The organism is Frigoribacterium sp. CFBP 8766 (genome assembly GCF_014841435.1).
In the GTDB taxonomy this organism is placed as follows: domain Bacteria; phylum Actinomycetota; class Actinomycetes; order Actinomycetales; family Microbacteriaceae; genus Frigoribacterium.
The window spans coordinates 34,769-61,223 of sequence record NZ_JACYTX010000003.1 but is presented as its reverse complement, the minus strand read 5'-3'; the positions used below and the strand labels follow the sequence as shown (position 1 = coordinate 61,223).

Sequence of the window (26,455 nt, the reverse complement as noted above, 5' to 3'; positions counted from 1 at the left end):
CCCGCCGGAGCCGGTGCGACCGCGCCGAGTCTAGCCGAGGAGGCGCCTCGCCAGCCGGGCAGGATCGTCGCGGCGCCTGGCCCACACGTCGGGCGCCGCGGGGCTGGTGCGTCCGCACCAGCCGAACGCGCGCGCACCCCTCCGCGCGAGCGAGGGTCCGCGCTGGTTCCGCGGGTCTCGGCGGCAGCAGGCCGCCGCGGCCCGCGAACCCGCGCGCGAGGACACCGCACCGGGTTTCGTACACCGCACCGGGTCTAGACGCGGTGCAGTGCACGAAACCCGGTGCGTTGCGCCATGCGGCAGCGCCGCAGCGCCGCCGCGGCAGCTCAGAGCTGCGCGAGCGCCTCCGCGAGGCCGTCGTCGAGGTCGGTGCGGGTGCGCTCGTTGGCGACCTCGTGCACGTCGTCGGGAGCCTGCCCCATCGAGACGCCCCGGCCCTCGGCGGCGGCCCAGTGCAGCATGGCGATGTCGTTGCGGCCGTCGCCCACGGCGAGGACGCGCTCGCGCGGGATGCCGAGCTCGGCACGCACGCGCTCGAGGGCCGTCGCCTTCGTCACGCCGTCGGGCGCGATGTCGAGCCACGCCGTCCAGCCGACGTTGTAGTTCACCTTCTGCAGGCCCATCCGCTCGACCACCTCGAGGAAGTCGTCGGTGTCGTGCGACGGCGACACCACGACGACGCGGGTCGCCGCGATGTCGAAGAGCTGCTCGAACTCGACCTTCTCGGCGCCGCCCGTGTGCTCCACCTGGGGGAACGAGCCGCAGTAGCGCATGACCCCGTCGCGGTCCTCGACGGCGTAGGCCGCCTCGTGCAGGCCCTCGCGGATGGTGGTCAGCACGTCGGTCGGGTCGAACTCCTCGACGTGGAACTGCGAGTAGCCGGTCGGCGCCGACTCGTCGCGACCCAGCGTGATCGCCCCGTTCGCGCAGACCACGTACTCGGACACGAGGCCGAGGCGGTCCATCACGGGCAGCGTCATCGACACGGACCGTCCGGTCGCGATCATCACCGCGTGCCCCTGGGAGGCGAGACGGGTGATCTGGTCGGCCACCGCCTCCGAGATGGTGCCGCCCTCTTGCATGATGGTGCCGTCGACGTCGAGCGCGACGAGCCAGCGCTCGTCGGCCGAGACGACACCCGGGCCGGACACGGCGCCCGAGCCAGCAGGCACGGGTGAGTCCGTCGCCACGTCGCCCCCGCTCACGCGACCGGCTCGATGACCTCGAGGCCGCCGAGCCACGGACGCAGCGCCTCGGGCACGACGACCGAGCCGTCGGCCTGCTGGTGCGTCTCGAGGATCGCCACCAGCCAGCGCGTGGTCGCCAGCGTGCCGTTCAGCGTCGCGACGGGCGCCGTCTTGCCGCTCTCGGTGCGGTAGCGGGTGTCGAGGCGACGAGCCTGGAACGTGGTGCAGTTCGAGGTGCTGCTGAGCTCTCGGTAGGTGCCCTGCGTCGGCACCCACGCCTCGATGTCGAACTTGCGCGCAGCGCTCGAGCCGAGGTCGCCCGCCGCCACGTCGATCACGCGGTAGTTGAGGCCGAGCGCCTGCATCATCGACTCCTGAAGGGCCACGAGCGCGTCGTGCTCCTGCTCGGCCTGGTCGGGGTGCACGTAGCTGAACATCTCGAGCTTGTTGAACTGGTGGACGCGGAGGATGCCGCGGTTGTCCTTGCCGGCGGCGCCCGCCTCACGTCGGTAGCAGGTCGACCAGCCGGCGTACCGGATGGGCCCGGCCGTCACGTCGAGGATCTCGTCGGAGTGGTACCCGGCGAGGGCCACCTCGCTCGTGCCCGTCAGGTAGAGGTCGTCGGCGGGCAGGTGGTAGACCTCGTCGGAGTGCGAGCCCAGGAACCCGGTGCCCGCCATGATCTCGGGTCGCACCAGCGTCGGCGTGATCAGCGGCGTGAAGTCGTTCTCGATCGCCTTGTCGAGCGCCATGTTCATCAGCGCGAGCTCGAGGCGGGCGCCGATGCCGCGGAGGAAGTAGAAGCGCGAGCCCGACACCTTCGTGCCGCGCTTGATGTCGATCGCGCCGAGCTTCTCGCCGAGGTCGGCGTGGTCGAGGGGCTCGAAGTCGAAGGAGGGGCGGGTGCCGACCTCGCGGAGCGTCGCGAAGTTCTCCTCCCCGCCGGCGGGCACGCCGTCGACGACGACGTTGCCGAGCGACCGGACGGCCTTGTCGAAGGCGGTGTCGGCCTCGGTCGACGCGGCCTGCGCCTCCTTGACCTTCGCGGCCAGCTGCTGGGCCTGCGCGACGAGACCGGCCTTCTCCTCCTTCGGCGCCTTGGCGACGGTCTTGCCGAACGCGTTCTGCTCGGCCCGCAGCTCCTCGAACGAGGCGATGGCCGAACGGCGGGCGGCGTCGGCGGCGACCGCGTCGTCGACCAGCGACTCCGACTCACCTCGGGCACGCTGGCTCGTCTTGATCACGTCGGGGGCATCGCGCAGCAGCTGGGGATCGATCACGGGTCCATCTTATGGACGCCCCCTGACGCTCGGCGCTCTCCCCAGGCACAGGTGCGGGCCGCGCATCCTTCCACAGGCGGTGCAGGAGGCAGGCCTCGCGTCGTGCCCGCCCGTTACGGTGGGCGGATGACGACCTCCCCCGCTGCCTCGCCCGCCGAGTCCCCCTCGGCGCCCGACGCCGCGACGGCCCAGAAGACGGCTGCCGTCGTCTACAACCCCATCAAGGTCGACATCGCGAAGCTCCGCGCGGCCGTGCTGCGGCACGAGGCCGAGGCCGGCTGGGGGCCGACCCGCTTCTACGAGACCAGCGTCGAGGATCCCGGCGGCGGCATCACCGCGACGGCCGTGGCCGAGGGCGCCGACGTCGTCATCGCGGCCGGCGGCGACGGCACGGTCCGCGCCGTGGCCGAGGCGCTCCGGGGCTCGCACGCCGCCATCGCCCTCCTGCCGAGCGGCACGGGCAACCTGCTGGCCCGCAACCTGGACCTCGATCTCGACCACCTCGACGGCTCCGTCGCCACCGCGTTCTCCGGCCGCGACCGCGCCATCGACCTCGGGCTCGTCGACGTCGAGCGCGAGAACGGCGAGCGGGAGCGCTTCGCGTTCGTCGTCATGGCCGGCATCGGCCTCGACGCCAAGATGCTCGCCAACACCAACCCGAAGCTCAAGGCCCGCGTCGGCTGGCTCGCCTACGTCGACGCCATCGCGCGCTCGCTCCGCGACGACAACAGCATGGTCATCCGGTACGACCTCGACGGCCAGGGCCGCAAGACGATGCGTGCCCACACGGTGCTCGTCGGCAACTGCGGGCTGCTGCCCGGCAACATCATGCTGTTGCCCGACGCCGCGGTCGACGACGGCGTCTTCGACATCGTCGCCCTGCGCCCCGACGGCTTCTTCGGCTGGGTGCAGATCTGGGTCAAGATCGTGTGGGAGAACGGAGTGCTGCGTCGCAGCTCGGTCGGACGCAAGATCATGGCGCACAGCCGCGAGGTGCGCACGGTCCGCTACTCGAAGGGGCGCGAGATCGTCGTGCGCCTCGACGAGCCGCAGGACTTCGAGATGGACGGCGACTCGGTCGGCAAGGCCGTCGCCATCAAGACGTGGGTCGACCCCGGGGCGCTGACGGTGCGCGTCCCGGCCTGACGACCGGCGCCTCCTCCGCTCCCCCGGTCGGGCACGCCGGACCGAGGGACGCGCTCGACCCCAGGAGGCGCGGCTCAGGCTCCCGAGACCAGCCCGCGCAGCCAGTCGCGCGCGTCGACGAACGCGTCGTCGTCGTAGCGCGGCACGACGACGACCGGGCGGGCGTCTGCCCGGGGGTACGACCCGAGGAACATGACGTTCGGGCTGAACCGCTTGAGGCCGAGCAGCGCGTCGGCGACGCGCTCGTCGAGCACGTGCCCCTCGAGGTCGATCACGAAGCGGTACCGTCCGAGGGCGTCGCCGATCGGCCGCGACTGGATCAGGCTGAGGTTGATGCCGCGGGTCGCGAACTGCTCGAGCATGTCGACGAGCGCGCCCGCGCCGTCCTCGGGCAGCTCGACGATGATGCTCGTCTTGTCGGCGCCCGTCGCGGGCGGCACCGGCACGGTGCGGCTGACGAGCACGAAGCGGGTCACGGCGTTGCGGTTGTCGCCGATCTCGCGGGCCAGCACCTCGACGTCGTGGTGCTCGGTGATCGTCGGCGGGGCCACCGCGGCGTCCGCGCGGCCTGCGCCGGCCGGCGTCGACAGCAGGTCGGCCGCCGCGGCGACGTTCGAGGTCGCCGGCAGGTGCCCGTGCCCCGGCAGGTTCGCCTCGAGCCAGAGGTGGGTCTGCGCGTAGGCGACCGGGTGCGCGTTGACGACCCGCACCTCCTCGAGGCGGGTGCCCGGACGCGCGACGAGCACGAAGTCGACCGCGACCAGGTACTCGCCGACGATGCGGAGGCCGGGCACGGTCGCCAGGGCGTCCTGCGTGGCCGAGACGCCGCCCTCGACGCTGTTCTCGATCGCGATCATCGCGGCGACGCTGCGGCCCGACACGACGTCGGCGAGCGCCTCGCCCACGTTGTTCACGCTGCGCCACTCGGCGCCCGCGGCCTCGGGCACCTGCTTGAGGGCCGCCTCCGTGAAGGTGCCGGCCGGGCCGAGGTAGCTGTAGGTCGACGAGGAGGCGGGGGTCGGCATGTCCGAGAGCCTACTGAGGACCCAGGGCCTGCTGACGACCCAGGGCCTGCTGATGTCCGAGAGCCTGCTGAGCGCCGTGGCCGGGCAGCGACGGAGGTCGGCGGCTGGTGCCAGGATGAGCGCATGACCGATCGCGCAGGCACCCCCGCACTCGACAGCGACCTCATCGACACCGGTGAGCTCGTCGACGCCTACTACTCGCTCGTCCCCGACGTGTCGGTGCCCGAGCAGAAGGTCGTCTTCGGCACCTCGGGCCACCGCGGCTCGTCGCTCGACACCGCGTTCAACGAGACGCACATCGCCGCGATCACGCAGGCCATCGTCGAGTACCGCGCCGGCCAGGGCATCACCGGCCCCCTCTTCATCGGGCGCGACACCCACATGCTCAGCGCCCCCGCCGAGCGCACGGCGATCGAGGTGCTCGTCGGCAACGGCGTGCACGTGCTCGCCGACGCCGACGGCGGCTACGTGCCGACACCCGCGCTGAGCCACGCGATCCTCGTGCACAACGCCGACCCGGCCAACACCGAGAAGGCCGACGGCATCGTCGTCACCCCCAGCCACAACCCGCCCCGCGACGGCGGCTTCAAGTACAACCCCCCGCACGGCGGGCCTGCCGACAGCGACGCCACGTCGTGGATCGCGAACCGCGCGAACGAGATCATCGCCGCGGGCAACGTCGACGTCGTCAAGGCCGACGGCAGCGCCGGGCGCCACGACTTCCTGCGCGGCTACGTGGGCGACCTGATCAACGTCATCGACATCGACGCCATCAAGGCGGCCGGCGTGAAGATCGGCGCCGACCCCCTGGGCGGCGCGAGCGTCGAGTACTGGGGCGCCATCCGCGACGTCTACGGCCTCGACCTGACGGTCACGAACCCCGGCGTCGACCCCACCTGGCGCTTCATGACGCTCGACTGGGACGGCAAGATCCGGATGGACCCGTCGAGCGCCTCCGCGATGGCCAGCGTCGTGCACCGCAAGGACGAGTTCGACGTGCTCACGGGCAACGACGCCGACGCCGACCGCCACGGCATCGTCACGCCCGACGGCGGCCTGATGAACCCCAACCACTACCTCGCGGTCGCCATCGACTACCTCTACACCCACCGCCCGCAGTGGCGCGACGACGCCGCGATCGGCAAGACGCTCGTGTCGTCGAGCATCATCGACAAGGTCGCCGAGAAGCACGGTCGTCGCCTGTGGGAGGTGCCGGTCGGCTTCAAGTGGTTCGTGCCCGGCCTGGTCGACGGCTCGGTCGCCTTCGGCGGCGAGGAGAGCGCGGGGGCGTCGTTCCTGCGCAAGGACGGCACGGTGTGGACGACCGACAAGGACGGCATCCTGCTCGCGCTGCTCGCCAGCGAGATCATCGCCGTCACGGGCAAGACCCCCTCGCAGCTCTACGCGGAGCTGACCGAGGAATTCGGCGACCCCGTCTACGAGCGCATCGACGCCGCCGCCAGCAAGGAGCAGAAGGCACGCCTCGGCAAGCTGAGCGGCGACGACATCACCGCGACCGAGCTCGCTGGCGACCCCATCACGGCCAAGCTGGCGGAGGCGCCCGGCAACGGGGCTGCGGTCGGCGGCCTCAAGGTGGTCACCGACAAGGCCTGGTTCGCGGCCCGCCCGAGCGGCACCGAGGACGTCTACAAGATCTACGCCGAGTCGTTCGAGGGCCCCGAGCACCTCACGCGTGTGCAGGCCGAGGCGAAGCAGATCGTCGACGCGGCGCTCGGCGCCTAGCCAGGCGCCGGACGGCGGGTCTGGCTCGACGGGCGAGTTCGGCGTCGGCGCGGTCCGTCACGACGGACCGCCGGCGCCGGACTCGCCCGCCGGCGCGTCCGGGCTCAGCCGGCGTAGGTCGGCGCGGCCGGCAGCCCGAAGAACTCCTCGAGCGTCGTCACTCCCGTGGTGTGCAGCTCGGTCGCGAGCGGCACCCCCACGTAGCGGAAGTGCCACGGCTCGTAGGTGAACCCCGTGACGGCCGTCTTGTCGGCCGGGTAGCGCAGCAGCCAGCCGTACCGCCAGGCGTTGGCGGCGAGCCACTGCCCCTGGGCGGTGTCGCCGAAGCAGGCCTGCAGGGCGCAGCTCAGCGGGATCGGGCTGATGTCGGCGACGAGGCCCGTCTGGTGCTCGCTGTGCCCGGGGCGAGCGCTCTGGATGTCCGCCTGCGCCTGGCCGAGCCGGTCGACCCAGCCCTGGTAGACGCTCACCTGCGTGGCGTACGACCGGTACGCGCTCTGCACCTGGAACTGCCCGGCCCCCTCCGCCTCCCCCGCGGCGAACAGCGCGAGCAGGGCGTCGCCGGCCTCGCGACGGAACACGGGAGGGTTCTGCGACGCCACGTCGATGGTGACCAGGTCGCTCGGCACGTAGTCGATCGGGCTCAGCGGCCTCAGCTTGTCGCTCACGACCCAGAGGCTCGCGGGGTCGTCGATCGACATCGCCGACTTGTCGAAGGCGGGCGCGGCAGGCGTCGGGGGCTCGGCGGGGCTGGTCACGGGGGCAGGCTCCTCGGAGGGCTCGGCGGTCGCGGCGGGAGCAGAGGACGACGGAGGCGCGCTCGGCCTCGCACTCGTGCTCGCGTCCGGCGCGGCACCCGAGGTGCACCCCGCGAGCGCAGCCGTCACCAGGGCGAGCGCGAGCGCGGCCAGCGGGGCTGACGCCGACGGGCGGTGTCGCGACGGTCGGCGGCGGGAGGACGGCATCGCACCAGGCTACGGCTCCTCCCCCGACAGCAGCTCTGCCTGCTCCGTCCCCAGGCTCGCCACCACGTCTGGTGGAAGCCGTGCCGGTGCAGTACTTTTGCGGTCTGCGCACGTTCGGTGCGCCTCCCTCGGCTGCAGCGTCGCCGCCTCGCTCCTCCCGTTCCGCAGCCCACGCCCGGTCCCGCAGCTCACGCCCGGTCCCGCAGCCCCCGCCCTGCTCCGCAGCCTCACCACCTCGTGCCCTCCGAAGGACGCCGCGCCATGTCGAGAACCACCGCCTCCTCCTCCCCTGCGACCACCGCCTCCTCGGCACCCGCGGAGCGACAGGGGCTGATGACCCACCGCCAGATCCTCTTCGTGATCTTCGGCCTGATGGCGGGCATGTTCCTGTCGGCGCTCGACCAGACGATCGTCGGCACGTCGATGCGGACCATCGCCGACGACCTCGACGGGCTGAGCCTGCAGGCGTGGGTGACCACCGCCTACCTGATCGTCTCGACGATCTCGACGCCGATCTACGGCAAGCTGTCCGACATCTTCGGCCGGCGGCCGCTGTTCCTGATCGCGATCTCGATCTTCCTGCTGGGCTCGCTGCTGGCCGGCTTCTCGACGAGCATGTACCAGCTCGCGCTGTTCCGGGCCGTGCAGGGCATGGGCGCCGGCGGCCTGATGGCGCTGCCGCTGACGATCATGGGCGACATCCTCGCTCCGCGCGAACGCGCCAAGTACCAGGGCTACTTCCTCGCCGTGTTCGGCATCTCGAGCGTGATCGGCCCGCTGGTGGGCGGGCTCTTCGCGGGTGCCGACCAGATCCTGTTCGTCACCGGCTGGCGCTGGGTGTTCCTCGTCAACCTGCCGATCGGCGTCGTCGCGCTCGCGGTCGTCGTGCGGTTCCTGCACATCCCCGGCCAGGTGCGTCGCGAGAACGTCCGCATCGACTGGTGGGGCGCGGCCTCGGTGATCGTCGCCGCCGTGCCCCTGCTGCTCGTCGCCGAGCAGGGCCGCGAGTGGGGCTGGTCGTCGCCCGGCGCCTTCGCCTGCTACGTGATCGGCGCGATCGGCATCGTGTCGTTCGTCCTGGTCGAGCGGGCGATGGGCGACGACGCGCTCATCCCGCTGAAGCTGTTCCGCAACGCCACCTTCTCGATGGCGACCGTGCTCGGCGTGCTGGTCGGCTTCGGCATGTTCGGCGCGCTGCTGACCGTGCCGCTCTACCTGCAGCTCGTGCTCGGCTCGACGCCGACCGAGAGCGGGTTCCAGATGCTGCCGATGATCGCCGGGCTGATGATCTCGTCGATCGTCTCGGGCCAGCTCATCTCTCGGACGGGCCGCTACCGGATCTTCCCGATCACGGGCACCGCGTTCATGTCGCTCGGCTTCTTCTGGTTCACGAACCTCTCGTACGACAAGCCCTACTGGTTCATGATGATCGGCATGCTGCTGATCGGCCTCGGGCTCGGGCAGCTGATGCAGACGCTCACCATCGCGTCGCAGAACTCGGTCGGCCCGCGCGACATCGGCGTGGCCACCTCGGCGTCGACGTTCTTCCGCCAGATCGGCGGCACGCTCGGCACCGCCGTGCTGTTCTCGGTGCTCTTCTCGCGCATCCCGCAGACGATCGCCGCGGCGTTCGCCGACCCGGCCCTGCAGCGCGACGCCCAGGCCGCGCTCGCCGACCCGAGCGTCACCGCCGACAGCGCGAACGCGAGCATCCTCGGCCTCTACCAGGCGGCACAGAACGGCGACACGTCGCAGGTCGGTGGAGCGCTGAACGGCAACACGTCGTTCCTGAACACGGCCGACAGCCGGCTGGCGGCGCCGTTCCTCGACGGGTTCGCGCAGGCGACCGTCACCGTGTTCTGGGTCGCGCTCGGCATCGTGCTCGTCGCCTTCGTGCTCAGCTTCTTCCTCAAGGCGACGCCGCTGAGGCAGAAGTCGGCCATCGACGAGGCGAACGACGACCGGCTCGCGGCCGAGCTGGCAGCGCAGGAGGCGGCGGCCGCATCGGGCGCGCTGGTCGCGCCGACGACGGGCAGCGTCCCGGTCGTCGAGGGCGACGGGCCGTCGGCGGAGCGACCCGCGTCGGGCGGGCCGTCCTCGGACCGCCCCGCGTCGGGCGGGCCGTCCTCGGACCGACCCTCCTCGAGCTGACCGGGGCTGGTCGCACCCGCCATGAACTGACTGGGAACCCCTCGCGACGCTCGCCGCAGGCTAGGACTCCCTGATCGGCTTAGCTACACTCTCTAGCATGCCTCCCGAGCCGACCCGGCGTAACTACGACGCGACGGGGTACTGGTACGGCTCCAGCGCCAGCGAGCGCGGAGTCGCCGTGCTGAACGCCCTCCGTCGTTACCGCGCCGCCGAGTCGGACATGCGTCGTCGCACCCGCGACAGCATGAAGATGAACGAGACCGACCTCGCCGCGCTCCGGTTCCTCGTGCGGGCCGGCCGCAAGCACGAGCCCGTCAGCGCCAAGGTGCTGGCCGAGCACCTCGCCATCACCTCCGCGTCCACGTCCGTGCTGATCAACCGCCTCGTCGCCAGCGGCCACGTCGAGCGCCTGCCCCACCCCACCGACAAGCGCGGCGTCCTGCTGCGGGCCACCGAGGGCACGCACGCCGAGGTCACCGACACGCTCTCCGGCATGCACGGCCGCATGATCACCGCGGCCCAGGGGCTCTCGCCCGACGAGACCGCAGCCGTCGTCTCGTTCCTCGAGGCCATGACGGCCGCCGTCGACGTCGACGATCACGCCCTCGCCGAGATCGCCCTGGCCGAGGCGCGGGCCGAGGCAGAGGCCGAGGCACTCGCCGAGCTCGAGGGCCGCGACGCCGTCCCCGCTGGGACTGCCGCCGCCGAGCCGTCGCGCGACGCCCACGCCGGCTCGGAGCCCGTCTCCGCCTGACCGGACCCGCTGGCCGCAAATGCCGACCGGGCGCGCTGCAATACCGGCTTTTCCCCTTGTTGCAGGGGCGATTTCGGGCAGATGGTCGGCATTTGCGGAGCTATAGCCGCCATGACGGCAACTCGGGCGGCTGCGGCCGCAGGTCAGCTGGCCGAGGAGGCGCGGGGCGGCTCGGCGACGACGAACGTCGCGTCCGGGAGGCGTCTGCGCATGACGGCCACCGCCTCCTCGTTGCTGTCGACCAGCACGTAGCGACGACCCAGCGCCTCGGCCACCGCGCCGAGCGTGCCGCTGCCGGCGAAGAAGTCGAGCACCCAGTCGCCCTCGCGCGACGACGCCTGCACCATGCGCCGCAGCACCCCCTCGGGCTTCTGCGTCGGGTAGCCGGTCTTCTCGCGTCCCGTCGGCGACACGATGGTGTGCCACCAGACGTCGGTCGGCAGCTTGCCGCGCGCGACCTTCTCGGGCGTGACCAGGCCGGGCGCCATGTACGGCTCGCGGTCGACGGTCTCCGAGTCGAAGAAGTACCCCTTCGGGCTCTTCACGTAGACGAGGATCGTGTCGTGCTTCGTCGGCCAGCGGTTGCGGCTCTTGGCGCCGTAGTCGTAGGCCCAGATGATCTCGTTGAGGAACGAGTCGCGGCCGAACAGCGCGTCGAGCAGCACCTTCGCGTAGTGCGCCTCGCGGTAGTCGAGGTGCAGGTAGAGCGTGCCGTCGTCGGCGAGCAGCCGCCACGCCTCGGCGAGCCTCGGCTCGAGGAACGACCAGTAGTCGTCGAAGCGGTCGTCGTAGCGCATCAGGTCGCCGCGGATCCGCTCGTAGCCGAGGCCCTTGAAACCGGTCACGGCGGTCACCGAGTCGGGCACGCTGCGGACCGACGTCGTCGAGCGCCGCGTCTGCGGCCGGCCCGTGTTGAACGGAGGGTCGAGGTAGACGACCGTGAACGCGCCGTCGGGCAGCGTCGGGGTCACGTCGAGGTTGTCGCCGTGGACCACGAGACTCGAGGAGGCGCGGGTCCAGTCGACGGGCATGGTCGCCATCCTCTCGCACCGGTGGACACCCCCGGAGCCACCCGGCGTACCGTGTCGGGATGAGCACAGCAGTCGAGAACCGCCCCGATCAGAACCAGTACGTCCTCGTCGAGGACGGCAGCACGATCGGGCTCGCCGCCTACGACGTCGTCGGCGACGAGATCCGCTTCACGCACACCGAGATCGAGCCGGCCCGCCGCGGCGCCGGCCTCGGGGCACAGCTCGTGCAGGGCGCGCTCGACGACGTCCGCTCCGAGACGTCGCTGCGCGTCGTGCCGATGTGCCCGTTCGTCGTCGACTGGGTCGACGAACACGTCGACTACCAGGAGCTCCTGACGCGCTAGGCCCTGGCCTCGGGGACGGGCCCGGCCTCAGGCTCGGGGACGGGCACGGGCACGGGCACGGGCCGCGATGGCCCGGGCGTCACGTCGAGTGGTCAGTTCCTGTCGTTCCCCCGCGCGGGACGGACAGTTGCTGACCACTCGAGGGTCCCGAGCTCGGGGCCGGGTCCTGGGAGGTCGGCGACCGGTCCCCGGGGCCGAGCCCGCGCCTCCTTCGGTCAGGCTCTGCTGCTCAGGGGACGCGGCGGAGCCACTCCGGCGTCGCGAACTTCGTGGTGACGAGCTGCTCGGCCGCCTGCAGCTCGTCGTCGGTGACGTGGCCGACCTCGGCGCCGTAGAGGCCGGTGAACGTCTGCTTCATGCGCTCGATGATCTCGGCGCGCGGCAGCCCGGTCTGGCTGCGCAGCGGGTCGACGCGCTTGGCGGCGCTGGTCGTGCCCTTGTCGCTCATCTTCTCGCGGCCGATGCGGAGCACCTTCACCATCTTCTCGCCGTCCATGTCGTACGACATCGTGGCGTGGTGCAGCAGGGCCCCGTTGCCGAGGCGCTTCTGGGCGGCCCCGCCGATCTTGCCTTTCGCGCTGGTGATGTCGTTCAGCGGCTGGTAGAACGCGTCGATGCCGAGCGACTTCAGGGCGGTGATGACCCACTCGTCGAGGTACGCGTAGCTGTCGGCGAAGCTCATGCCCTGCACGAGCTCGCCGGGGGCGTAGAGCGAGTAGGTGACGATCGACTGGGCGTCCATGAACATGGCGCCGCCTCCGCTGATGCGCCGCACGACCTCGAAGCCGTGCTCGGCGGCCGCGTCGAGGTCGACCTCGTTGCGCAGCGACTGGAAGCTGCCGATGACGACGGCGGGCTGGTCCCACTCCCAGAAGCGGAGGGTGGGCTGGCGGCGGCCGGCCCCCACCTCCTCGGTCAGGACCTGGTCGAGGGCGAGGTGCATGTTCGGCGAGACGGGCGCGTCGTGGATGATCTGCCAGTCGTGGTCGCGCCAGTCGGTCGCCTTCGAGAGGCTGCGGCGGATGGCCGTCGCGACCGCGTCGGGCGAGAAGCCGAGCAGGACGGCGTCGTCGGGGAGGCCCGCCTTGATCGCGGCGGCGATGGACGCCGCGTCGGATTCGACCGGCAGGCCGTTCACGGCATGGTCGATGGCGTCGAGCGCCGTGTCGGGCTCGAGGAAGAAGTCGCCCGCGAGCCGGAACTCGGCGATGCGTCCTTCGCGCACCTCCAGGTCGACCACCACGAGCTTGCCGCCAGGGACCTTGTACTCACCGTGCATGGCTGCAGCCTATGCCTGCGCGCTCTGCGTCGGGGCTGTGGCAAATGCCGACCGCAGCAGCATGAACGGCCCCGCAACCCTTGGATATCCCACTATGCGAGGTCCCGCGGTCGGCATTTGCGGCTTGCGCACGGCGACGGCGCGCCGCGGGTCGAGGGGCGCGGCAGGGCAGGTCAGGGGCGCGGGAGGCGGGCGTCGAGCCACGCGACGAGGTCGGCGAAGACCTGGGCCCGGTTCGTCTCCTTGAAGACCTCGTGCCGGGCGCCGTCGTAGACGACGAGCTCGACGTCCGTGAGGCCGCTGCGCGACACGTAGGCCTCGGCGAGCTTGCGGGCGCTCTCCTCGCCGCCGAGAGGGTCGTCTCCCCCGACGAGGATCAGCAGCGGCACGTCGCGGTCGAGCTGCTTGGCCGGACGCCCGAGCAGGCGCAGCGCGTCGCGCCAGCCGAACAGGGTCGCGACCTTCGCGTCGACGGCCAGCGGGTCGGCCGCCATCTCGGCCGCGACCGCCGGGTCGCGGCTCAGCCACTCGAAGCCGGTCGTGCCGAGGTGCGCGTGCCGGGCGTTGAGGTCGCCGCCGTTCATGCTGCCGGGCACCCGGTACGCGGTCCCGCTGAGCACGACGGCGTCGTAGAGCGAGGCCCGCTCGTCGACGATCTTCTGGAGCATCAGCGACCCCCACGAGTGGCCGAGCGCCACGAGGGGGAGGCCGGGTGCGTCGTCGCGGATGATCCCCGTGAACTGGACGACCGCCTCCACCGCTCCCCGCAGCCCCGACGGGCCGAGGCGGCCGAGCTTCGTGTGGTCACCGCTGTGCTGCCCGAGGCCGGTCGCGCCGTGGCCGAGGTGGTCGTCGGCGTAGACCGTCCAGCCGGCGCGGACGAGCTCCTGCGCCAGCTCCTCGTAGCGGAGCGCGTGCTCGCCGACGCCGTGCATCAGCTGGACGGAGCCGCGCGGGTCAGCCGCCCGCCAGACGTACCAGTGGACGGTGACGCCGTGGGCGTCGACGAACGTGTGGTCGCCTCGCGCGGCGGAGAAGGTGGGCACGGTGCCATCCTCGCATCAGCGGGCCGTGGGCGGCGGGCGGCTCGGCGCCTGGGGCGACTCGGGCTGCAGGACCCGACCGGGAGGGCTGCAACCACCGGATGTCGCGGTGTTGCAGCCGACGGAGGGCCCGAACGGTCGGCATTTGCGGAGCCCGAACCGGAGCCCGGGCCTACGCCGCACACCCTCCGGCGCGCACGGGGGCGTGCGCAGGTCCGGAGGGTGCGGAGGAGGCGCGGAGCGCGCCGGGCAGGTCAGCGGCGGTCGTCGACGTCGGTGCGGAGCACCCCGAAGGAGGCGTCGAGGTCGACGTCGACCTCGGTCCCGTCGTCGAGGCGCACGTCGACCTCGTACGCGGTGTCGCCGTCGTCGCTGCGGTCGGCGTCGGTCACGGTGCCCCCGCCGGCAGCGGCGATCGCGGCTGCGGCGGCCTGGTCGAAGTCGGCTCCGACGAGGTCGTCGTCGCTGCCCGAGGTGCTGCCGGAGCCGGGCGTGCTCGAGGAGCCGGGCGTGGCCGTCGAGTCGTCGGAGAGGTCGTCGTCGCCGCGGCCGTCCCGGCCGGAGTCGTCGTCGCCGTTGCGGTCGTCACGGCCGGAGCGGTCGTCGCGGCCAGAGCGGTCGTCGCGGCCGGCGCTGTCGTCGTCGATGCGCGACGAGGAGACGCTGAAGTCGTCGCCCAGCAGCACGGTGCTCTCGCGGCCGTCGGGCAGCACGACGTCGACCTCGTAGCCGGGCAGGCCGTCGTCGAGGCGGTCGACGTCGGTGACGGTGCCTCCGCCGGTCTCGGCGAGCGCCGCCTCCTGCGCCCGGTCGTTCGCCGCGCCGCCGACGCGGTCGTCGAGGGTCGACGCGACGGCCACGCCGCCGCCGCCCAGCACGAGGATCCCCACGACCCCGCCGGCGACGAGGAGGGACTTCTTGCTCTTCAGGACGTTCTTCACGGTGTCTCCGATCGTGGGCCGCGGTGCGGCGAGTGGTGCTCTCTCGAGCGATGACCCCACTGTCTCGGGCAGGCGCTGAAGCGCCCCTGAAGCGACCTGAAGGAACGTTCAGCGAGCGTCGCCGCCCGCCCGTCAGTCACCCGCCGCCCGTCACTGCGCGCCGCACCCCGTAGTGGACGATGCACCCCGTCGTTCCGGGGTGCATGGTCCACTCCGGGGTGTCTCGACATCGAGGCGGCGAGGAGGCGCTGGTCACGCCGACAGGTCAGGCAGGTCGGCCTGCAGGTCAGGCGGCGTCGGCCGGCAGGTCGACGACGAAGCGCGCCCCGCCGAGCGGCGCCGTCTCGACCCGCACCGACCCTCCGTGCACTCGCACGATCTCCGCGACGATGGCGAGGCCGAGGCCGCTGCCTCCGGCGTCGCGGTCGCGGGCCTCGTCGAGGCGGACGAAGCGCTCGAAGATCCGCGCGCGGTCGTCCGCGTCGACCCCCGCACCGTCGTCGTCGACCGTCAGGACCGCGCGACCGTCGGCCGTCTCGACGAGCCCCACGGCCACCGCCGAGCGCGCGTGCCGCGAGGCGTTAGCGACGAGGTTGCGGACGACCTGGCCGAGCAGCCCCTCGTCGCCGCGCACACGTGCCGGTCCCACGGCCGTGGCGTCGACGGAGACGCCACGACCGACGCCCTCGCCCGAGCCCGAGGTCGACCCCGAACCCGAGGCCGCACCCCCACCCGCGCCCGCGCTCGTGCCCGTGCCCGTGCCCGACCGCAGGCGAGCCGCCTCCGTCAGCACGAGGTCGTCGAGGTCGACCGGGCGGCGGGCGACGCCGAGCGCGCCCTCGTCGGCGCGGGCGAGGACCAGCAGGCCCTGCACCAGTGAGGTGAGGCGCGCCTCCTCGCCGAGGACGGTGCCGGCCAGCGCCCGCCCGTCGATGCTCTCGGGGTGCAGCAGCGCGACCTCGGCGTGCTGGCGGATGGTCGCGAGCGGCGTCTTGAGCTCGTGCGAGGCGTCGCCGACGAAGCGCCGCTGCGCGGTCGCGGAGGCGTCCAGCCGGTCGAGCATGCCGTTGAGGGTCGAGGCGAGCCGCGACACCTCGTCTCCCCCACCTGGGTCGGCGAGGCGGTGCGACAGGTTCGCGGCGGTCACCTCGGCGACCTCGCGGCGCATCGACTCGACCGGGCGCAGCGCCCGCCCGACCACGAACCAGGTCGTCACCCCCAGCACGAGCAGCGCCACGGGGACGGCCACGCCGAGCGTCAGCAGGCTGGCCGAGGAGGCGGCCTGCGCCTCGTCGAGGGAGCGCGCGGCCACGACGTCCCACCGTGTCGTGACGGTCTGGACGTCGAGGTCGTCGTCGCCCTCGGCGGCGGCGGCAGCGGCAGCCGCAGCGCTCGCGTCCTCGGCTGCCTCACGCGCGTCGTCGGCCGCGTCGCGAGCGGCCTCGGCGGCGTCGTCCTCGTCGAGTGCGTCGTCGTCGTCGGACGGGGACTCCGACGGCTCCGGCGCGGTGGACGGGCTCGCGCTCGGGCTCGACGACGGCGAGGGAGTCGACGTGGTCGTGCTCACCGACTCGGCACCGTCGGTCTCGACGACGAAGTCGTCCCCGTCGAGCGAGACCCGGCTGCCCGAGGCGGCCCCTGCGAGCTGTCGCGCGTACCCGGCGAGGTCGTCGTCGCCGCCCGTCGCGACGAGCTGCCCCGCGGAGTCGAAGACGGCCACGAGCGCTCCGTCCGCGTCGCCGGAGACGGCGACGGCCGGGCTCGACCCGCCCGCGAGCGCGGCGACGGCCCGGTCGACGTCGGCGGACGCGGCCGAGCGCGGGGCGTCCGCGAGCACCGCCTGCTGCACCAGCGCGAAGACGAGCGCGAACGCGCCGAGCGTGAGCGCCACAGCGAGCACGGCGGCCGCGGTGATGCGGAGGCGCAGCGAGCCACGGCGACCGGTGCGGGCCTGTCGACCGGCGCGGGCCGCGCGGCCACCGTCGTCGTCGCGACCACCGGGGCCGACGCGACCGGCGTCGTCAGCCACCCCGCGCCTCCAGCCGGTAGCCGGCCCCACGCAGGGTGACGATCGACTCGCGGCCGAAGGGGCGGTCGACCTTGTTGCGGAGGTGCCGGACGTACACCTCGACGATGTTCGGGTCGCCCTCGAAGTCGTCGTTCCAGACGCCGTCGAGCACCTCGCGCTTCGTGACGACGCTGCCGGCACGGCGCATCAGGAACTCGAGCACGGCGAACTCGCGGCTCGTCAGCTCGATCTGCTCGTCGCCGCGGCGGACGTCGCGCGACGCCGGGTCGAGCCTCAGGTCGCCGGCCTCGAGCACGACCGGCCGCTCCCGGGCCCCGCGGCGGACGAGCGCACGGAGGCGGGCGAGCAGCACCGCGAACGAGAACGGCTTGGTGAGGTAGTCGTCGGCACCGGTGTCGAGGGCCTCGACCTGGTCCCACTCGCCGTCCTTGGCCGTGAGCATGATGACCGGCGTCCAGTCGCCTCCTTCGCGCATCGCGCGGCAGACGGCGTAGCCGCTCATGCCGGGCAGCATGATGTCGAGGACGACCACGTCGTAGCTGCCCTCGCGCGTGCGCCAGAGCGCGTCCGTGCCGGTGCCCGCCACGTCGACGGCCATGCCCTCGGCCTCGAGCCCGACGCGGAGCCCCTCGGCCAGCGTCGGCTGGTCCTCGACGACGAGCACGCGCACGGCAGCCCCTTCTTCGCGCGCACCCTGCCCGCGTGCCCATCCTGGCGCGGGTGCGCTGAAGCGGGGCTGAAGCGGCGCGCGGGGCGGATCGCAGGAGCCGCGCGCTAGTGCGCCGAGTAGCCGCCGTCGACGAGGTGGTAGCTGCCGGAGATGAACGAGGCCTCGGGGCTGAGGAGGAACAGCACGAGCGCCGCGACCTCGGAGTCGGTGCCGAGGCGGCCTGACGCGTGCTGGCCCTCGAGGGCGTGCAGCTCGTCGGTCGACATCGACGAGCGGACGAGCGGCGTGTCGATGAAGCCCGGGCCGACGGCGTTGGTGCGGACGCCCTGCGCCGTGTACTCGAGCGCCGCGACCTTGGTCAGGCCGATCAGGGCGTGCTTGCTCGTGACGTACGCGGCGTTCTTCGCGATGCCGACCGAGCCGAGCACGGAGGCCATGTTGACGACGGCTCCGCCGCCGGCCTCCACCATCGCGGGCAGCTGGAACTTGAGGCCGTAGAAGACGCCGTCGAGGTCGACCGAGCGGACCCTGTCCCAGGCGGCGATGTCGTAGTCGCCGATGGTCTGCGGCGCGGCGCCGATGCCGGCGTTGTTGACGGCGAGGTGCAGGGCGCCGTAGGTCTCCTTCGCGAACGCGACGGCCGCCTCCGAGTGCTCCCACTTCGCGGTGTTCTGCTCGAACGGGGCCGCGGTGCCGCCGGCCGAGGTGATCTCGTCGACGATGCGCTGTGCCGCCTCGACGTTGATGTCGGTCACGACGACCGACGCCCCCTCCGCCGCGAGCTGGCGCGAGACCTCGGCGCCGATGCCGCTCCCGCCGCCGGTCACGATCGCCGTCTTGCCGCTGAACTTGCCCATGCTGTCGCTTCTTCCTCGTGTCGTGTGGGGCTCTTCGACGAGCCGCCCTCGACGATACGCCTGCATGGACCTGACAGCAACAGGTGTCGTACATCGTGGCAGATCGTTTACTTAGGCGAGCTAAATGATTAGGCTGGCGGGCGATGACCGAGACCACCGCACCCGCAGCTGCAGCACCCGCACGCCGCACCGTCCCGCACGCCCAGCTCGCCTCCGACGTGCGCGGCTCCGTGCTCCGCCTCGCCCGCCGGATGCGCCAGCAGAAGGCCGACGTCGACGTCTCCGACGCGCAGATGACGGCCCTGGGCTACGTCTTCCACGAGCAGCCGCTCACCATCGGGGCCCTGACCGAGCACGAGGGCGTCACTCCCCCGTCGATGAACCGTACGGTCGGCAAGCTCGTCGACGCCGGCCTGGTCAGCCGTCGGGTCGACGACGACGACCGTCGCCGGGTGGTGCTCGAGACGACGGAGGCGGGTGCCGCGTTCGTGCTCGAGACCCGACGCCGCCGCGACGAGTGGCTGGTGCCGCGGCTGGCCGCGCTGACCGCCGACGAGCGCCGCACCCTGGCCGACGCCACCGAGATCCTGCGGAAGCTGAACCGGTCGTGAGCGCGATGTTCCGCTCGCTCGGCCTCTACAACTACCGGCTCTGGTTCGGCGGCGCGCTCGTCTCGAACACGGGCACGTGGATGCAGGCCACCGCGCAGGACTGGCTCGTGCTCACCCACCTCACCGACCACGACGCGACCGCGGTCGGCATCACCATGGCGCTGCAGTTCGCGCCGCCCATCCTGCTCGTGCCCGTCACCGGCCTCATCGCCGACCGGTTCGACCGGCGCCGCATGCTGATGCTCACCCAGGGCACGATGGCCCTGCTCGGCCTGGCCCTCGGCCTGCTGGTGCTCACCGACGTCGCGCAGCTCTGGATGGTGTGGATCTTCGCGCTCCTGCTCGGAACGGTGAACGCGATCGACGCCCCGATCCGACAGAGCTTCGTGTCGGAGCTCGTCCCCCCGGGGCACCTCTCGAACGCCGTCTCGCTGAACTCGGCCTCGTTCAACGGCGCGCGCCTCCTCGGCCCGGCCGTCGCCGGCGTGCTGATCGCGAGCGTGGGCACCGGCTGGGTGTTCCTGATCAACGCGGCGTCGTTCGCGGCGGTGCTGCTGTCGCTGCGGTTCATCCGGGTGTCGCAGCTCGAGCACAAGCCGCCGGTGTCGCGGGCCAAGGGCCAGATCCGCGAGGGGTTCCGCTACGTGAAGGGGCGCCCCGACCTGCTCGTCGTCTTCACGATGATCTTCGTGATCGGCACCTTCGGGCTCAACTTCCCGATCTTCACCTCGACGATGGCGAGCGTCGAGTTCGGCGTCGACGCGAGCGGGTTCGGCCTGCTGTCGTCGTGCATCGCCGTGGGGTCGCTGACGGGCGCCCTGCTCTCGGCCCGACGCGAGCGCCCGCGGATGCGGGTGCTGGTGCTGGCCGCCGCCTCCTTCGGGGTGACCTGCACCGTCGCCGCGCTGATGCCCAGCTACTGGACGTTCGCCGCCGTGCTCGTCGCCGTCGGGCTGTCGTCGATCACGCTGATGACCACGGCCAACAGCACGGTGCAGCTGTCGACCGCGCCCGAGATGCGCGGCCGCGTGATGGCGCTCTACATGGCGATCTTCACGGGCGGCACGCCGCTCGGCGCCCCGATCGTGGGCTGGGTCGCCGACACGGCCGGGCCCCGCTGGGCGATCGGCGTCGGCGCCGCGGCCGGCTTCGTCGCCGCGGGGATCGCCGTGGTCTGGCTCGTGCGCCGTCAGCACCTGCGGGTGCGGCGCGTGGCACCGGTCGCCGCGGCCGCGGACGCCGGGGTCGTGCGGCGGATCGCCCCGCGGCTCGTGCCGCACTTCACCGTCGAGCACGACGGCGACGGGGGCCGACCCGCGCGCGAGCGGCGCGACGAGGCCGCCGCCGTGCTGGCCGCCGACGAGGTCGCGTCGCGCACGTCGTGAGCGCGTGGCCGCTGAGCGCAAGGGGCTACCACGGTCGGGCCGCCCGGCGTACAGTCCGCCCATGACGAGTCCTCGGGTCTGATCCGGCCCCGCGGCGTCCCGTCGTGGAGGGTCCTTACATGGGCAGGACAGCGCGGTGTGCGGCAGCGGCCCTCGCCGCCGTCGTCGCCGGAGGTGCGCTCGGCCTGGCAGCGGACGCCCGCGCCGTCGACGGCCCCTACGACTACGTCGCGGTCTCGTTCCTCCTGCTGGCGTCCGCACTCGTCGTCGGGGGCGTCGTCGTGCTGCTCGTCGCGCTGGCCGACCGCCTGCTCGGACGGCTGCCGGCGTCGAGCTCGGAGACGGCGCCGACCCCGCCCCCCGCCGCGCCCGTGCTCACCCCCGAGGAGGCGGTCCGCACGTCGGCCTCGGAGCCGGCTGCTCTCGCGTCGGCCTGGACGACGACCCGCCGGCACGCGGCCATGGCAGGGCGCGCGGCGACCTCGGCGACCCACCGAGCGGCTGCGGCGCGGCGTTCCGCGACGAGCTCCCTCACGGACGCGGTCACGCGGTCCGTGGCCGCTGCGCGTGCCGCCGGGGCGGCGAGGTCGACGGCTGCGCACGCGACCTCGGCTCCCGGACCACTCGAGGACGAGTCCGAGCGGACCGCCGTCGGCGCGGGCGTCCCGCTCGCCACGTCGTCGCCCGCGGCAGCCCGGGACCTGGACCGTCCGCAGCACGACGACCAGAGCCCGGCCGAGCCCCCTGAGCGCCCAGACGGCCCAGGTGCCCTGGCGGGCGGGCACGGTGCAGCACCCCGCGGGGCCGCGGCTCAGCGCTTGCTGTAGTCGAACGACAGCCGCATCCGGTCGCCCCGGAACACGATCGTCGAGTACTCGAAGGCACCGCCTGCGGCGTCCGAGATGACGTCGGTCAGCTGCAGGACCGGGTCGCGCGGCTGCAGGTGCAGCAGCTCGGCGTCGACCGCGGTGACGGCCACCGCCTCGAGCGACTCGGCGACGTCGTGCATGGCCAGGTCGAACGCCGACTCGAGCACGACGCAGAGCTGCTCGCCCACGACGTCGAGACGGTCGAGGGTCGGTGCGAGGTCGGCGGGCACGAACGAGCGGTGGACGCTCAGCGGCTGCCCGTCGACGGAGCGCAGCCGGACGATCGCGAAGACGAGGGCACCCGGCGGCAGCCTCAGCCGCTCGCGGACGCGCGTCGGCGCGGGCTCGCAGACCAACGAGACGAGCTCGGTCGAGATGTCGTAGCCGAGCACCTCGAGCTGCTCGCGGATACCCTGGTAGGCCGGCGAGACGGCCGTGATCTTGTCGGGGGCGACGTAGGTGCCCTTGCCCTGGACCCGCACCAGCAGCCCGTCGGCGGTGAGCTTCGTGAGGACCCCCCGGACGGTCATCCGGCTCAGGCCGAACAGCCGGTTGAGCTCGTTCTCGGACGGGATGCGCTGGCTCGGGGCCCACTCGCCGCTCGCGATGCGCGCGCGGAAGATCTCTTCGAGCTGCTGGTAGAGGGGGACGAGGGAGTCCCGGTCGACGACGTCGGACACGAGCACCACCCTCCCAGATCCCTCACGGCGAATTCTTGCGGAGTCTACTTGTCTAGCCCTGTATGGACATGTACATTCCGAGCAGGTGCCGGAGGCGGCACCACCCCCACGAGGAAGTGAGGTCGAATCCGTGGTCGCATCGACACTGTCCATGACCCGGACCGCGCGGGACGCCGGCTACGCGGTGCCCGCGGTCAACGTCTTCGACGAGATCAGCATGCGAGCCGTGCTCGCCGCCGCGGAGCGGACCGCGTCCCCGCTCATCGTCCAGATCTCGACCAAGACCGTCCGCACCGCTGGCTGCGCGTTCGTCACCGACCTCTTCGCCGCCCTGGCCCGCGACGTGACCGTGCCGGTGGCCCTGCACCTCGACCACTGCCCCGACCGGGCGGTCCTCACCGAGGTCATCGCCTCCGGCTGGTCCTCGGTGCTCTTCGACGCCTCCGACCGCGACCTCGACGACGCCGTGCGCGAGACGCACGAGGTCACCGCCGAGGCCCACGCGGCCGGCGTGGACGTCGAGTCCGAGATCGAGAACATCCTCGGCGTCGAGGACGGGGTCGGCAGCGACGAGTCGCAGCACGCCTACTCCGTCGAGCAGCTCGCCGAGATCGCGGAGAGCACCGGCAGCGACCTGCTGGCCCCGCAGCTGGGCACGAGCCACGGGCTCTACAAGGCGCACCCGCAGCTGCTGCCCGAGCGGGCGGCCGAGCTCGCGGCGCTGACCGACCGCCCGATCGTGCTGCACGGCGGGACCGGCCTGTCGGAGGCGGACTTCCGGTCGTTCATCGACGCGGGGGTCTCGAAGGTCAACATCTCGACGGCGGTCAAGCACGCCTACATGCAGGCGTCCCTGGCCCACCTCGAGGTGGCGCGCGCGAAGGACCGCTGGGACCCGCCCCGCCTGATCGCCGACGTCTCCGCCGCCGTGACCGACGTCATCGCCGAGCACGTCGCCTGGTTCGGGGCCGACGGCAAGGCCGCCGGCACCGGGAGCGCACGATGACGAGGGCCCTCCTCTTCGACTGCGACGGGGTGCTGGCCGACACGGAACGCGACGGCCACCTCCCCGCGTTCAACGAGACGTTCGAGCACTTCGGGCTGCCCGTCCGGTGGAGCGCCGACGACTACGCACGGGTGCTGCGCATCGGCGGCGGCAAGGAGCGTCTCACCTCGCTGCTGACACCCGAGTTCGTCGAGCGCGCCGGCCTGCCCGACGACGAGGAGGCGCAGCGCGCGACGATCGCGGAATGGCACGCGGAGAAGACCCGCCGGTACACCGCGAAGGTGCGGGCGGGCGAGATGCCCGGCCGCCCGGGCATCGCCCGCATCGCCGACGAGGCGCACGCCGCCGGCTGGCTGCTCGCGGTCGCGTCGACCTCGGCCGAGGAGTCCGTCCGGGCCGTGCTCGAGCACGTGGTGGGGCCCGAGGCCGCCTCGCGGTTCGCGGTGTTCGCCGGGGACGTCGTCCCCCGCAAGAAGCCCGCCCCGGACATCTACGAGCTCGCGCTCCGCGAGCTGGGGGTGCCGGCCGACGACGCCGTCGTCGTCGAGGACAGCGCCAACGGCCTGCGTGCTGCGGTCGCCGCTGGCCTGTCGACGGTCGTGACGACGAGCAGCTTCACCGTCGACGAGGACTTCTCGGGAGCCGCGCTCGTCGTCGACAGCCTGGGCGACCTGCCCGCCTCCCCGAGCCGGGTGCTCGCCGACCCGCGTGGCGTCGGGCCCCTCGACGTCGTGGACCTCGGCACCCTCGTCGCGCTGACGCACTGACCCGACCGAACCCGAACCCCGAACACAGGAGACCGAGGAACACATGAGCAACGACGCTCCCCCCGCCGACACGAACTCGTCCCGTCTCGTGGACGCCGTCCGGCTGATCGCCCAGACCTGCGTCGACAACGAGGCGTACTTCTGCGACCTCGACGCGGTCGCGGGCGACGGCGACTTCGGCTACTCCCTGGCGCGCGGCTTCGAGACCGTCCTCGCCGACCTCGACCAGTTCGACCACGACGACCTCGGGGCGTTCCTGCAGAAGGTGGCCACGACGATGAGCAGCCGGATGGGCGGCACCTCGGGCCCGATCTGGGGCACCGCCTTCCTCCGTGCCGCGATCACGATGAAGGGCAAGAGCGAGACGACGCCCGACGACGCGGTCGCGATGCTCCGGGCCGCGATCGAGGGCATCAAGAAGCGCGGCGGCGCCGACGTCGGCGACAAGACCCTGCTCGACGCGCTCGTGCCCCTGACCGACGCCGTCGAGGCCGACGTCGCCGCGGGCACCGACGCGGCCGGGACGGCGCGGCACGCCGCCGAGGTCGCGCGGGCCGCCGCCGAGGCCACCGCGAGCCTCCAGGCACGACGGGGCCGCGCCTCCTACACGGGCGCGCGGAGCATCGGGTCCCCCGACCCCGGAGCGATCGCGGTCGCCGTGCTCGCCGAGCGCGTCGCGGGCGCGTGGTGACCCGGCACGTCCGACCGACTTCCCCTCCCCCTCCCACCACGGCGACACACGACGAAGTGAGGCACCCGCAATGAAGAAGTTCATCAACGACCCGAAGGCGTTCGTCCCCGAGATGCTCAAGGGCCTCGCCCTGGCGAACCCCGACACGCTCACCTACGACCCGAAGTACAACCTGATCGTCCGCGCCGACGCGCCGGACCAGGACAAGGTGTCGATCGTGCAGGGCTCGGGCTCCGGCCACGAGCCCGCCCACGTGATGGTCGTCGGCAAGGGCATGCTCGATGCTGCCTGCCCCGGAGACGTCTTCGCGGCCCCGCCGACCGACTACGTGGTCGAGGCGGCGCGTCGGGTCCAGAGCGAGAAGGGCGTGCTGCTGCTGGTCAACAACTACACCGGCGACAAGATGGCCTTCGAGATGGCCGAGGAGCTCGCCGACGCCGAGGGCATCAAGGTGAAGACCCTGTTCATCGACGACGACGTCGCCGTCAAGGACTCGACCTACACGATCGGCCGTCGAGGCGTGGCCGGCAACTTCTTCGTGATCAAGGCGGTCGGGGCGGCGGCCGAGGAGGGCGCCGACCTCGACGAGGTCGTCCGCGTCGGCGAGAAGGTCAACTCGGTCACGCGCACGATGGGCGTCGCCCTGACGGCCTGCACGCCTCCCTCGAAGGGCTCGCCGCTGTTCGAGCTGGGCGACGACGAGATCGAGGTCGGCGTCGGCATCCACGGCGAGCCGGGCCGGGCCCGTCAGAAGATCGTGCCCGCCGACGAGATCGTCGACCTGCTGCTCGAGCCCATCGTGTCCGATCTGCCGTTCTCGGACGGCGACGAGGTGGCTCTGATGGTCAACGGCCTCGGCGGCACTCCGATCAGCGAGCTGTACCTGCTCTACGGCATCGCCCACGAGAAGCTCGTCGCCCAGGGCATCACCCCGGTCCGCAGCTACGTCGGCGAGTACTGCACGTCGCTCGACATGGCCGGCGCGTCGATCACCCTGGTCAAGCTCGACGACGAGGTGAAGCGCCTGCTGGAGGCGCCGGCGGAGATCCCGCTGCGCACCTTCTAGGGACCGGGCACGGCCGTGGCCGCAGCTGCGGTCGCGGCTGTCCGGGGACCTATGCTCGCTGCATGCGCAGACCCAGGACAGCCGCGGCCAGGGCGCTCGGCACAGCCGCCGCGGGCATGGTCGTCCTCGCGCTCTCGCTGACGGGCTGCACGCCGGGCGAGTCCGGCGCCAGCGCTCCCCTCCTCGTCGAGACGATGCCGGCGGCCACGCCGGACCCGGACGGCTTCCCCGTCGGCGCGGCGCTCGACTACCAGCTCGGCGGCTCCTCCGACCCGCCGAGCGGCACCGGGATCGTCGTGCGGGACAGCACCGAGCAGCCTGCCTCCGGGGTGTGGAACGTCTGCTACGTGAACGGGTTCCAGACCCAGCCGGGCGTGGAGTGGCCCGACGAGTGGCTGCTGCACCGCTCCTCCGGCGAGCTGCTGGTCGACCCCGGCTGGCCCGACGAGCACCTCTTCGACCTCGCCGACGCGACCACGAGGGAGGCGGTGGCCGAACGGATGCGCGCGACCGTCCAGGGCTGCGCAGACGACGGCTTCGACGCCGTCGAGTTCGACAACCTCGACTCGTACACCCGGTCCGACGGCGCCTTCGACCTCGACGACGCGGTCGCCTTCGCGACCCTGCTCGTCGGCGAGGCCCACGACACCGGGCTGCTCGCCGGGCAGAAGAACACCGCCGAGCTGGAGGCGCGGGGCCGCGACGAGATCGGCTTCGACTTCGCGGTGGCCGAGGAGTGCGACCGCTACTCGGAGTGCGACGCCTACACGTCCGTCTACGGCGACCACGTGCTCGCGATCGAGTACACGGACGACCTGCGCGACACCGTCGAGGGGCTCTGCGCCCGGGCGACGACCCCGCGCAGCACCGTCGTGCGCGACCGCGACCTGGTGCCGGCCGACGACCCCGGGTACTCGTTCGCTCGCTGCTGAGCC

Annotated in this window: 26 protein-coding genes; 14 read left to right on the top strand and 12 right to left on the bottom strand. The window is 72.5% G+C overall.

The window, feature by feature from the left end; translation table 11 throughout:
• Nucleotides 1-326: 326 nt before the first annotated feature.
• Nucleotides 327-1,190, bottom strand: coding sequence for an HAD family hydrolase (locus IFT90_RS11855; RefSeq protein ID WP_371812299.1), 864 nt, complete (start codon nucleotides 1,188-1,190; stop codon nucleotides 327-329).
• Between the two features lie 11 nt (nucleotides 1,191-1,201).
• Nucleotides 1,202-2,467, bottom strand: coding sequence for a serine--tRNA ligase (gene serS, locus IFT90_RS11850; protein ID WP_192042432.1), 1,266 nt, complete (start codon nucleotides 2,465-2,467; stop codon nucleotides 1,202-1,204).
• A gap of 126 nt (nucleotides 2,468-2,593) precedes the next feature.
• Here serS and IFT90_RS11845 point away from each other — a divergent pair, with 126 nt between their 5' ends.
• Nucleotides 2,594-3,613 (top strand): diacylglycerol kinase family protein, encoded by a 1,020-nt coding sequence (locus IFT90_RS11845; RefSeq protein ID WP_192042431.1) that lies wholly within the window; start codon nucleotides 2,594-2,596, stop codon nucleotides 3,611-3,613.
• Between the two features lie 74 nt (nucleotides 3,614-3,687).
• Here the strand turns inward: IFT90_RS11845 and pheA are convergent, their stop codons facing one another.
• A complete protein-coding gene (gene pheA / locus IFT90_RS11840) occupies nucleotides 3,688-4,638 on the bottom strand; it encodes a prephenate dehydratase (protein WP_123547095.1) in 951 nt (316 codons plus the stop codon).
• Between pheA and IFT90_RS17315 the strand changes: the two genes are divergently transcribed.
• Both IFT90_RS17315 and pgm read left to right on the top strand, forming a co-directional pair.
• A complete protein-coding gene (locus IFT90_RS17315; RefSeq protein ID WP_256413482.1) occupies nucleotides 4,637-4,765 on the top strand; it encodes a hypothetical protein in 129 nt (42 codons plus the stop codon). The genes pheA and IFT90_RS17315 overlap by 2 nt on opposite strands.
• A complete protein-coding gene (pgm, locus tag IFT90_RS11835) occupies nucleotides 4,762-6,381 on the top strand; it encodes a phosphoglucomutase (alpha-D-glucose-1,6-bisphosphate-dependent) (RefSeq protein WP_192042430.1) in 1,620 nt (539 codons plus the stop codon). Before IFT90_RS17315 ends, pgm begins: the two co-directional genes overlap by 4 nt.
• A 104-nt stretch (nucleotides 6,382-6,485) precedes the next feature.
• Here pgm and IFT90_RS11830 read toward each other — a convergent pair whose 3' ends face one another.
• Entirely contained in the window at nucleotides 6,486-7,139 is a 654-nt protein-coding gene (locus IFT90_RS11830; protein WP_233569025.1) for a M15 family metallopeptidase, read from the bottom strand.
• Between the two features lie 468 nt (nucleotides 7,140-7,607).
• Here IFT90_RS11830 and IFT90_RS11825 point away from each other — a divergent pair, with 468 nt between their 5' ends.
• Both IFT90_RS11825 and IFT90_RS11820 read left to right on the top strand, forming a co-directional pair.
• Nucleotides 7,608-9,497, top strand: a complete 1,890-nt coding sequence (locus tag IFT90_RS11825; RefSeq protein WP_371812298.1) for an MDR family MFS transporter — start codon at nucleotides 7,608-7,610, stop codon at nucleotides 9,495-9,497.
• A gap of 97 nt (nucleotides 9,498-9,594) precedes the next feature.
• Entirely contained in the window at nucleotides 9,595-10,251 is a 657-nt protein-coding gene (locus IFT90_RS11820) for a MarR family transcriptional regulator (RefSeq protein ID WP_192042428.1), read from the top strand.
• A gap of 143 nt (nucleotides 10,252-10,394) precedes the next feature.
• Here IFT90_RS11820 and IFT90_RS11815 read toward each other — a convergent pair whose 3' ends face one another.
• Entirely contained in the window at nucleotides 10,395-11,282 is an 888-nt protein-coding gene (locus IFT90_RS11815) for a site-specific DNA-methyltransferase (RefSeq protein WP_192042427.1), read from the bottom strand.
• A 59-nt stretch (nucleotides 11,283-11,341) separates the two neighbouring features.
• On the opposite strand from IFT90_RS11815, the gene IFT90_RS11810 reads away from it, so the two are divergent.
• A complete protein-coding gene (locus IFT90_RS11810; protein ID WP_192042426.1) occupies nucleotides 11,342-11,626 on the top strand; it encodes a GNAT family N-acetyltransferase in 285 nt (94 codons plus the stop codon).
• A gap of 229 nt (nucleotides 11,627-11,855) precedes the next feature.
• Here IFT90_RS11810 and IFT90_RS11805 read toward each other — a convergent pair whose 3' ends face one another.
• From IFT90_RS11805 to IFT90_RS11780, 6 genes are all read right to left on the bottom strand, one after another.
• Entirely contained in the window at nucleotides 11,856-12,905 is a 1,050-nt protein-coding gene (locus IFT90_RS11805; RefSeq protein WP_192042425.1) for a biotin/lipoate A/B protein ligase family protein, read from the bottom strand.
• A 173-nt stretch (nucleotides 12,906-13,078) separates the two neighbouring features.
• Nucleotides 13,079-13,951 carry an alpha/beta fold hydrolase gene (locus IFT90_RS11800; RefSeq protein ID WP_192042424.1) on the bottom strand — a complete coding sequence of 291 codons (873 nt, stop codon included), beginning with the start codon at nucleotides 13,949-13,951 and terminating at the stop codon, nucleotides 13,079-13,081.
• A 251-nt stretch (nucleotides 13,952-14,202) separates the two neighbouring features.
• Nucleotides 14,203-14,889: a PepSY domain-containing protein gene (locus IFT90_RS17590; protein WP_199861851.1), complete on the bottom strand. Its 687-nt coding sequence runs from the start codon at nucleotides 14,887-14,889 to the stop codon at nucleotides 14,203-14,205.
• A gap of 286 nt (nucleotides 14,890-15,175) precedes the next feature.
• Complete coding sequence (locus tag IFT90_RS17020; RefSeq protein WP_371812297.1) at nucleotides 15,176-16,918, bottom strand: ATP-binding protein; 1,743 nt, start codon at nucleotides 16,916-16,918, stop codon at nucleotides 15,176-15,178.
• Complete coding sequence (locus IFT90_RS11785; protein WP_133738958.1) at nucleotides 16,911-17,588, bottom strand: response regulator transcription factor; 678 nt, start codon at nucleotides 17,586-17,588, stop codon at nucleotides 16,911-16,913. The genes IFT90_RS17020 and IFT90_RS11785 overlap by 8 nt, the downstream gene beginning before the upstream one ends.
• 104 nt (nucleotides 17,589-17,692) lie before the next feature.
• The gene (locus IFT90_RS11780) at nucleotides 17,693-18,445 is read right to left on the bottom strand and encodes an SDR family NAD(P)-dependent oxidoreductase (protein WP_192042423.1); all 753 of its coding nucleotides are present in this window, start codon (nucleotides 18,443-18,445) and stop codon (nucleotides 17,693-17,695) included.
• 143 nt (nucleotides 18,446-18,588) lie between these two features.
• On the opposite strand from IFT90_RS11780, the gene IFT90_RS11775 reads away from it, so the two are divergent.
• The 3 genes from IFT90_RS11775 (at nucleotide 18,589) to IFT90_RS11765 (ending at nucleotide 21,268) form a co-directional block, all read left to right on the top strand.
• Nucleotides 18,589-19,056, top strand: a complete 468-nt coding sequence (locus IFT90_RS11775) for a MarR family winged helix-turn-helix transcriptional regulator (protein WP_192042422.1) — start codon at nucleotides 18,589-18,591, stop codon at nucleotides 19,054-19,056.
• Entirely contained in the window at nucleotides 19,053-20,441 is a 1,389-nt protein-coding gene (locus IFT90_RS11770) for an MFS transporter (protein ID WP_192042421.1), read from the top strand. The genes IFT90_RS11775 and IFT90_RS11770 overlap by 4 nt, the downstream gene beginning before the upstream one ends.
• Nucleotides 20,442-20,560: 119 nt before the next feature.
• Nucleotides 20,561-21,268, top strand: a complete 708-nt coding sequence (locus IFT90_RS11765; protein WP_192042420.1) for a hypothetical protein — start codon at nucleotides 20,561-20,563, stop codon at nucleotides 21,266-21,268.
• Here the strand turns inward: IFT90_RS11765 and IFT90_RS11760 are convergent.
• Nucleotides 21,253-21,990 (bottom strand): GntR family transcriptional regulator, encoded by a 738-nt coding sequence (locus IFT90_RS11760; protein WP_197980861.1) that lies wholly within the window; start codon nucleotides 21,988-21,990, stop codon nucleotides 21,253-21,255. The genes IFT90_RS11765 and IFT90_RS11760 overlap by 16 nt on opposite strands.
• A 151-nt stretch (nucleotides 21,991-22,141) precedes the next feature.
• Between IFT90_RS11760 and IFT90_RS11755 the strand changes: the two genes are divergently transcribed.
• The 5 genes from IFT90_RS11755 to IFT90_RS11735 all read left to right on the top strand — a co-directional run bounded on the left by IFT90_RS11755 (nucleotide 22,142) and on the right by IFT90_RS11735 (nucleotide 26,452).
• Nucleotides 22,142-22,996 carry a class II fructose-bisphosphate aldolase gene (locus IFT90_RS11755; RefSeq protein ID WP_192042418.1) on the top strand — a complete coding sequence of 285 codons (855 nt, stop codon included), beginning with the start codon at nucleotides 22,142-22,144 and terminating at the stop codon, nucleotides 22,994-22,996.
• Nucleotides 22,993-23,763 carry an HAD-IA family hydrolase gene (locus IFT90_RS11750; RefSeq protein ID WP_192042417.1) on the top strand — a complete coding sequence of 257 codons (771 nt, stop codon included), beginning with the start codon at nucleotides 22,993-22,995 and terminating at the stop codon, nucleotides 23,761-23,763. The genes IFT90_RS11755 and IFT90_RS11750 overlap by 4 nt, the downstream gene beginning before the upstream one ends.
• A gap of 43 nt (nucleotides 23,764-23,806) precedes the next feature.
• Entirely contained in the window at nucleotides 23,807-24,454 is a 648-nt protein-coding gene (gene dhaL / locus IFT90_RS11745; protein ID WP_192042416.1) for a dihydroxyacetone kinase subunit DhaL, read from the top strand.
• Between the two features lie 70 nt (nucleotides 24,455-24,524).
• The gene (dhaK, locus tag IFT90_RS11740; RefSeq protein WP_192042415.1) at nucleotides 24,525-25,520 is read left to right on the top strand and encodes a dihydroxyacetone kinase subunit DhaK; all 996 of its coding nucleotides are present in this window, start codon (nucleotides 24,525-24,527) and stop codon (nucleotides 25,518-25,520) included.
• Between the two features lie 62 nt (nucleotides 25,521-25,582).
• On the top strand, nucleotides 25,583-26,452 hold the full coding sequence (locus IFT90_RS11735; RefSeq protein WP_192042414.1) for an endo alpha-1,4 polygalactosaminidase: 870 nt from the start codon (nucleotides 25,583-25,585) through the stop codon (nucleotides 26,450-26,452).
• The last annotated feature ends 3 nt before the right edge of the window (nucleotides 26,453-26,455 follow it).

Coding starts and splice junctions, on each gene's coding strand:
- dhaK (WP_192042415.1), top strand. CDS start 24,525: ATGAAGAAGTTCATCAACGACCCGAAGGCGTTCGTCCCCGAGATGCTC.
- IFT90_RS11735 (WP_192042414.1), top strand. CDS start 25,583: ATGCGCAGACCCAGGACAGCCGCGGCCAGGGCGCTCGGCACAGCCGCC.
- dhaL (WP_192042416.1), top strand. CDS start 23,807: ATGAGCAACGACGCTCCCCCCGCCGACACGAACTCGTCCCGTCTCGTG.
- IFT90_RS11815 (WP_192042427.1), bottom strand. CDS start 11,282: ATGCCCGTCGACTGGACCCGCGCCTCCTCGAGTCTCGTGGTCCACGGC.
- IFT90_RS11775 (WP_192042422.1), top strand. CDS start 18,589: ATGACCGAGACCACCGCACCCGCAGCTGCAGCACCCGCACGCCGCACC.
- IFT90_RS11765 (WP_192042420.1), top strand. CDS start 20,561: ATGGGCAGGACAGCGCGGTGTGCGGCAGCGGCCCTCGCCGCCGTCGTC.
- IFT90_RS11755 (WP_192042418.1), top strand. CDS start 22,142: ATGACCCGGACCGCGCGGGACGCCGGCTACGCGGTGCCCGCGGTCAAC.
- IFT90_RS11810 (WP_192042426.1), top strand. CDS start 11,342: ATGAGCACAGCAGTCGAGAACCGCCCCGATCAGAACCAGTACGTCCTC.
- pgm (WP_192042430.1), top strand. CDS start 4,762: ATGACCGATCGCGCAGGCACCCCCGCACTCGACAGCGACCTCATCGAC.
- IFT90_RS17315 (WP_256413482.1), top strand. CDS start 4,637: ATGTCCGAGAGCCTACTGAGGACCCAGGGCCTGCTGACGACCCAGGGC.
- IFT90_RS11805 (WP_192042425.1), bottom strand. CDS start 12,905: ATGCACGGTGAGTACAAGGTCCCTGGCGGCAAGCTCGTGGTGGTCGAC.
- IFT90_RS11825 (WP_371812298.1), top strand. CDS start 7,608: ATGTCGAGAACCACCGCCTCCTCCTCCCCTGCGACCACCGCCTCCTCG.
- pheA (WP_123547095.1), bottom strand. CDS start 4,638: ATGCCGACCCCCGCCTCCTCGTCGACCTACAGCTACCTCGGCCCGGCC.
- IFT90_RS11820 (WP_192042428.1), top strand. CDS start 9,595: ATGCCTCCCGAGCCGACCCGGCGTAACTACGACGCGACGGGGTACTGG.
- IFT90_RS11780 (WP_192042423.1), bottom strand. CDS start 18,445: ATGGGCAAGTTCAGCGGCAAGACGGCGATCGTGACCGGCGGCGGGAGC.
- IFT90_RS11845 (WP_192042431.1), top strand. CDS start 2,594: ATGACGACCTCCCCCGCTGCCTCGCCCGCCGAGTCCCCCTCGGCGCCC.
- IFT90_RS11750 (WP_192042417.1), top strand. CDS start 22,993: ATGACGAGGGCCCTCCTCTTCGACTGCGACGGGGTGCTGGCCGACACG.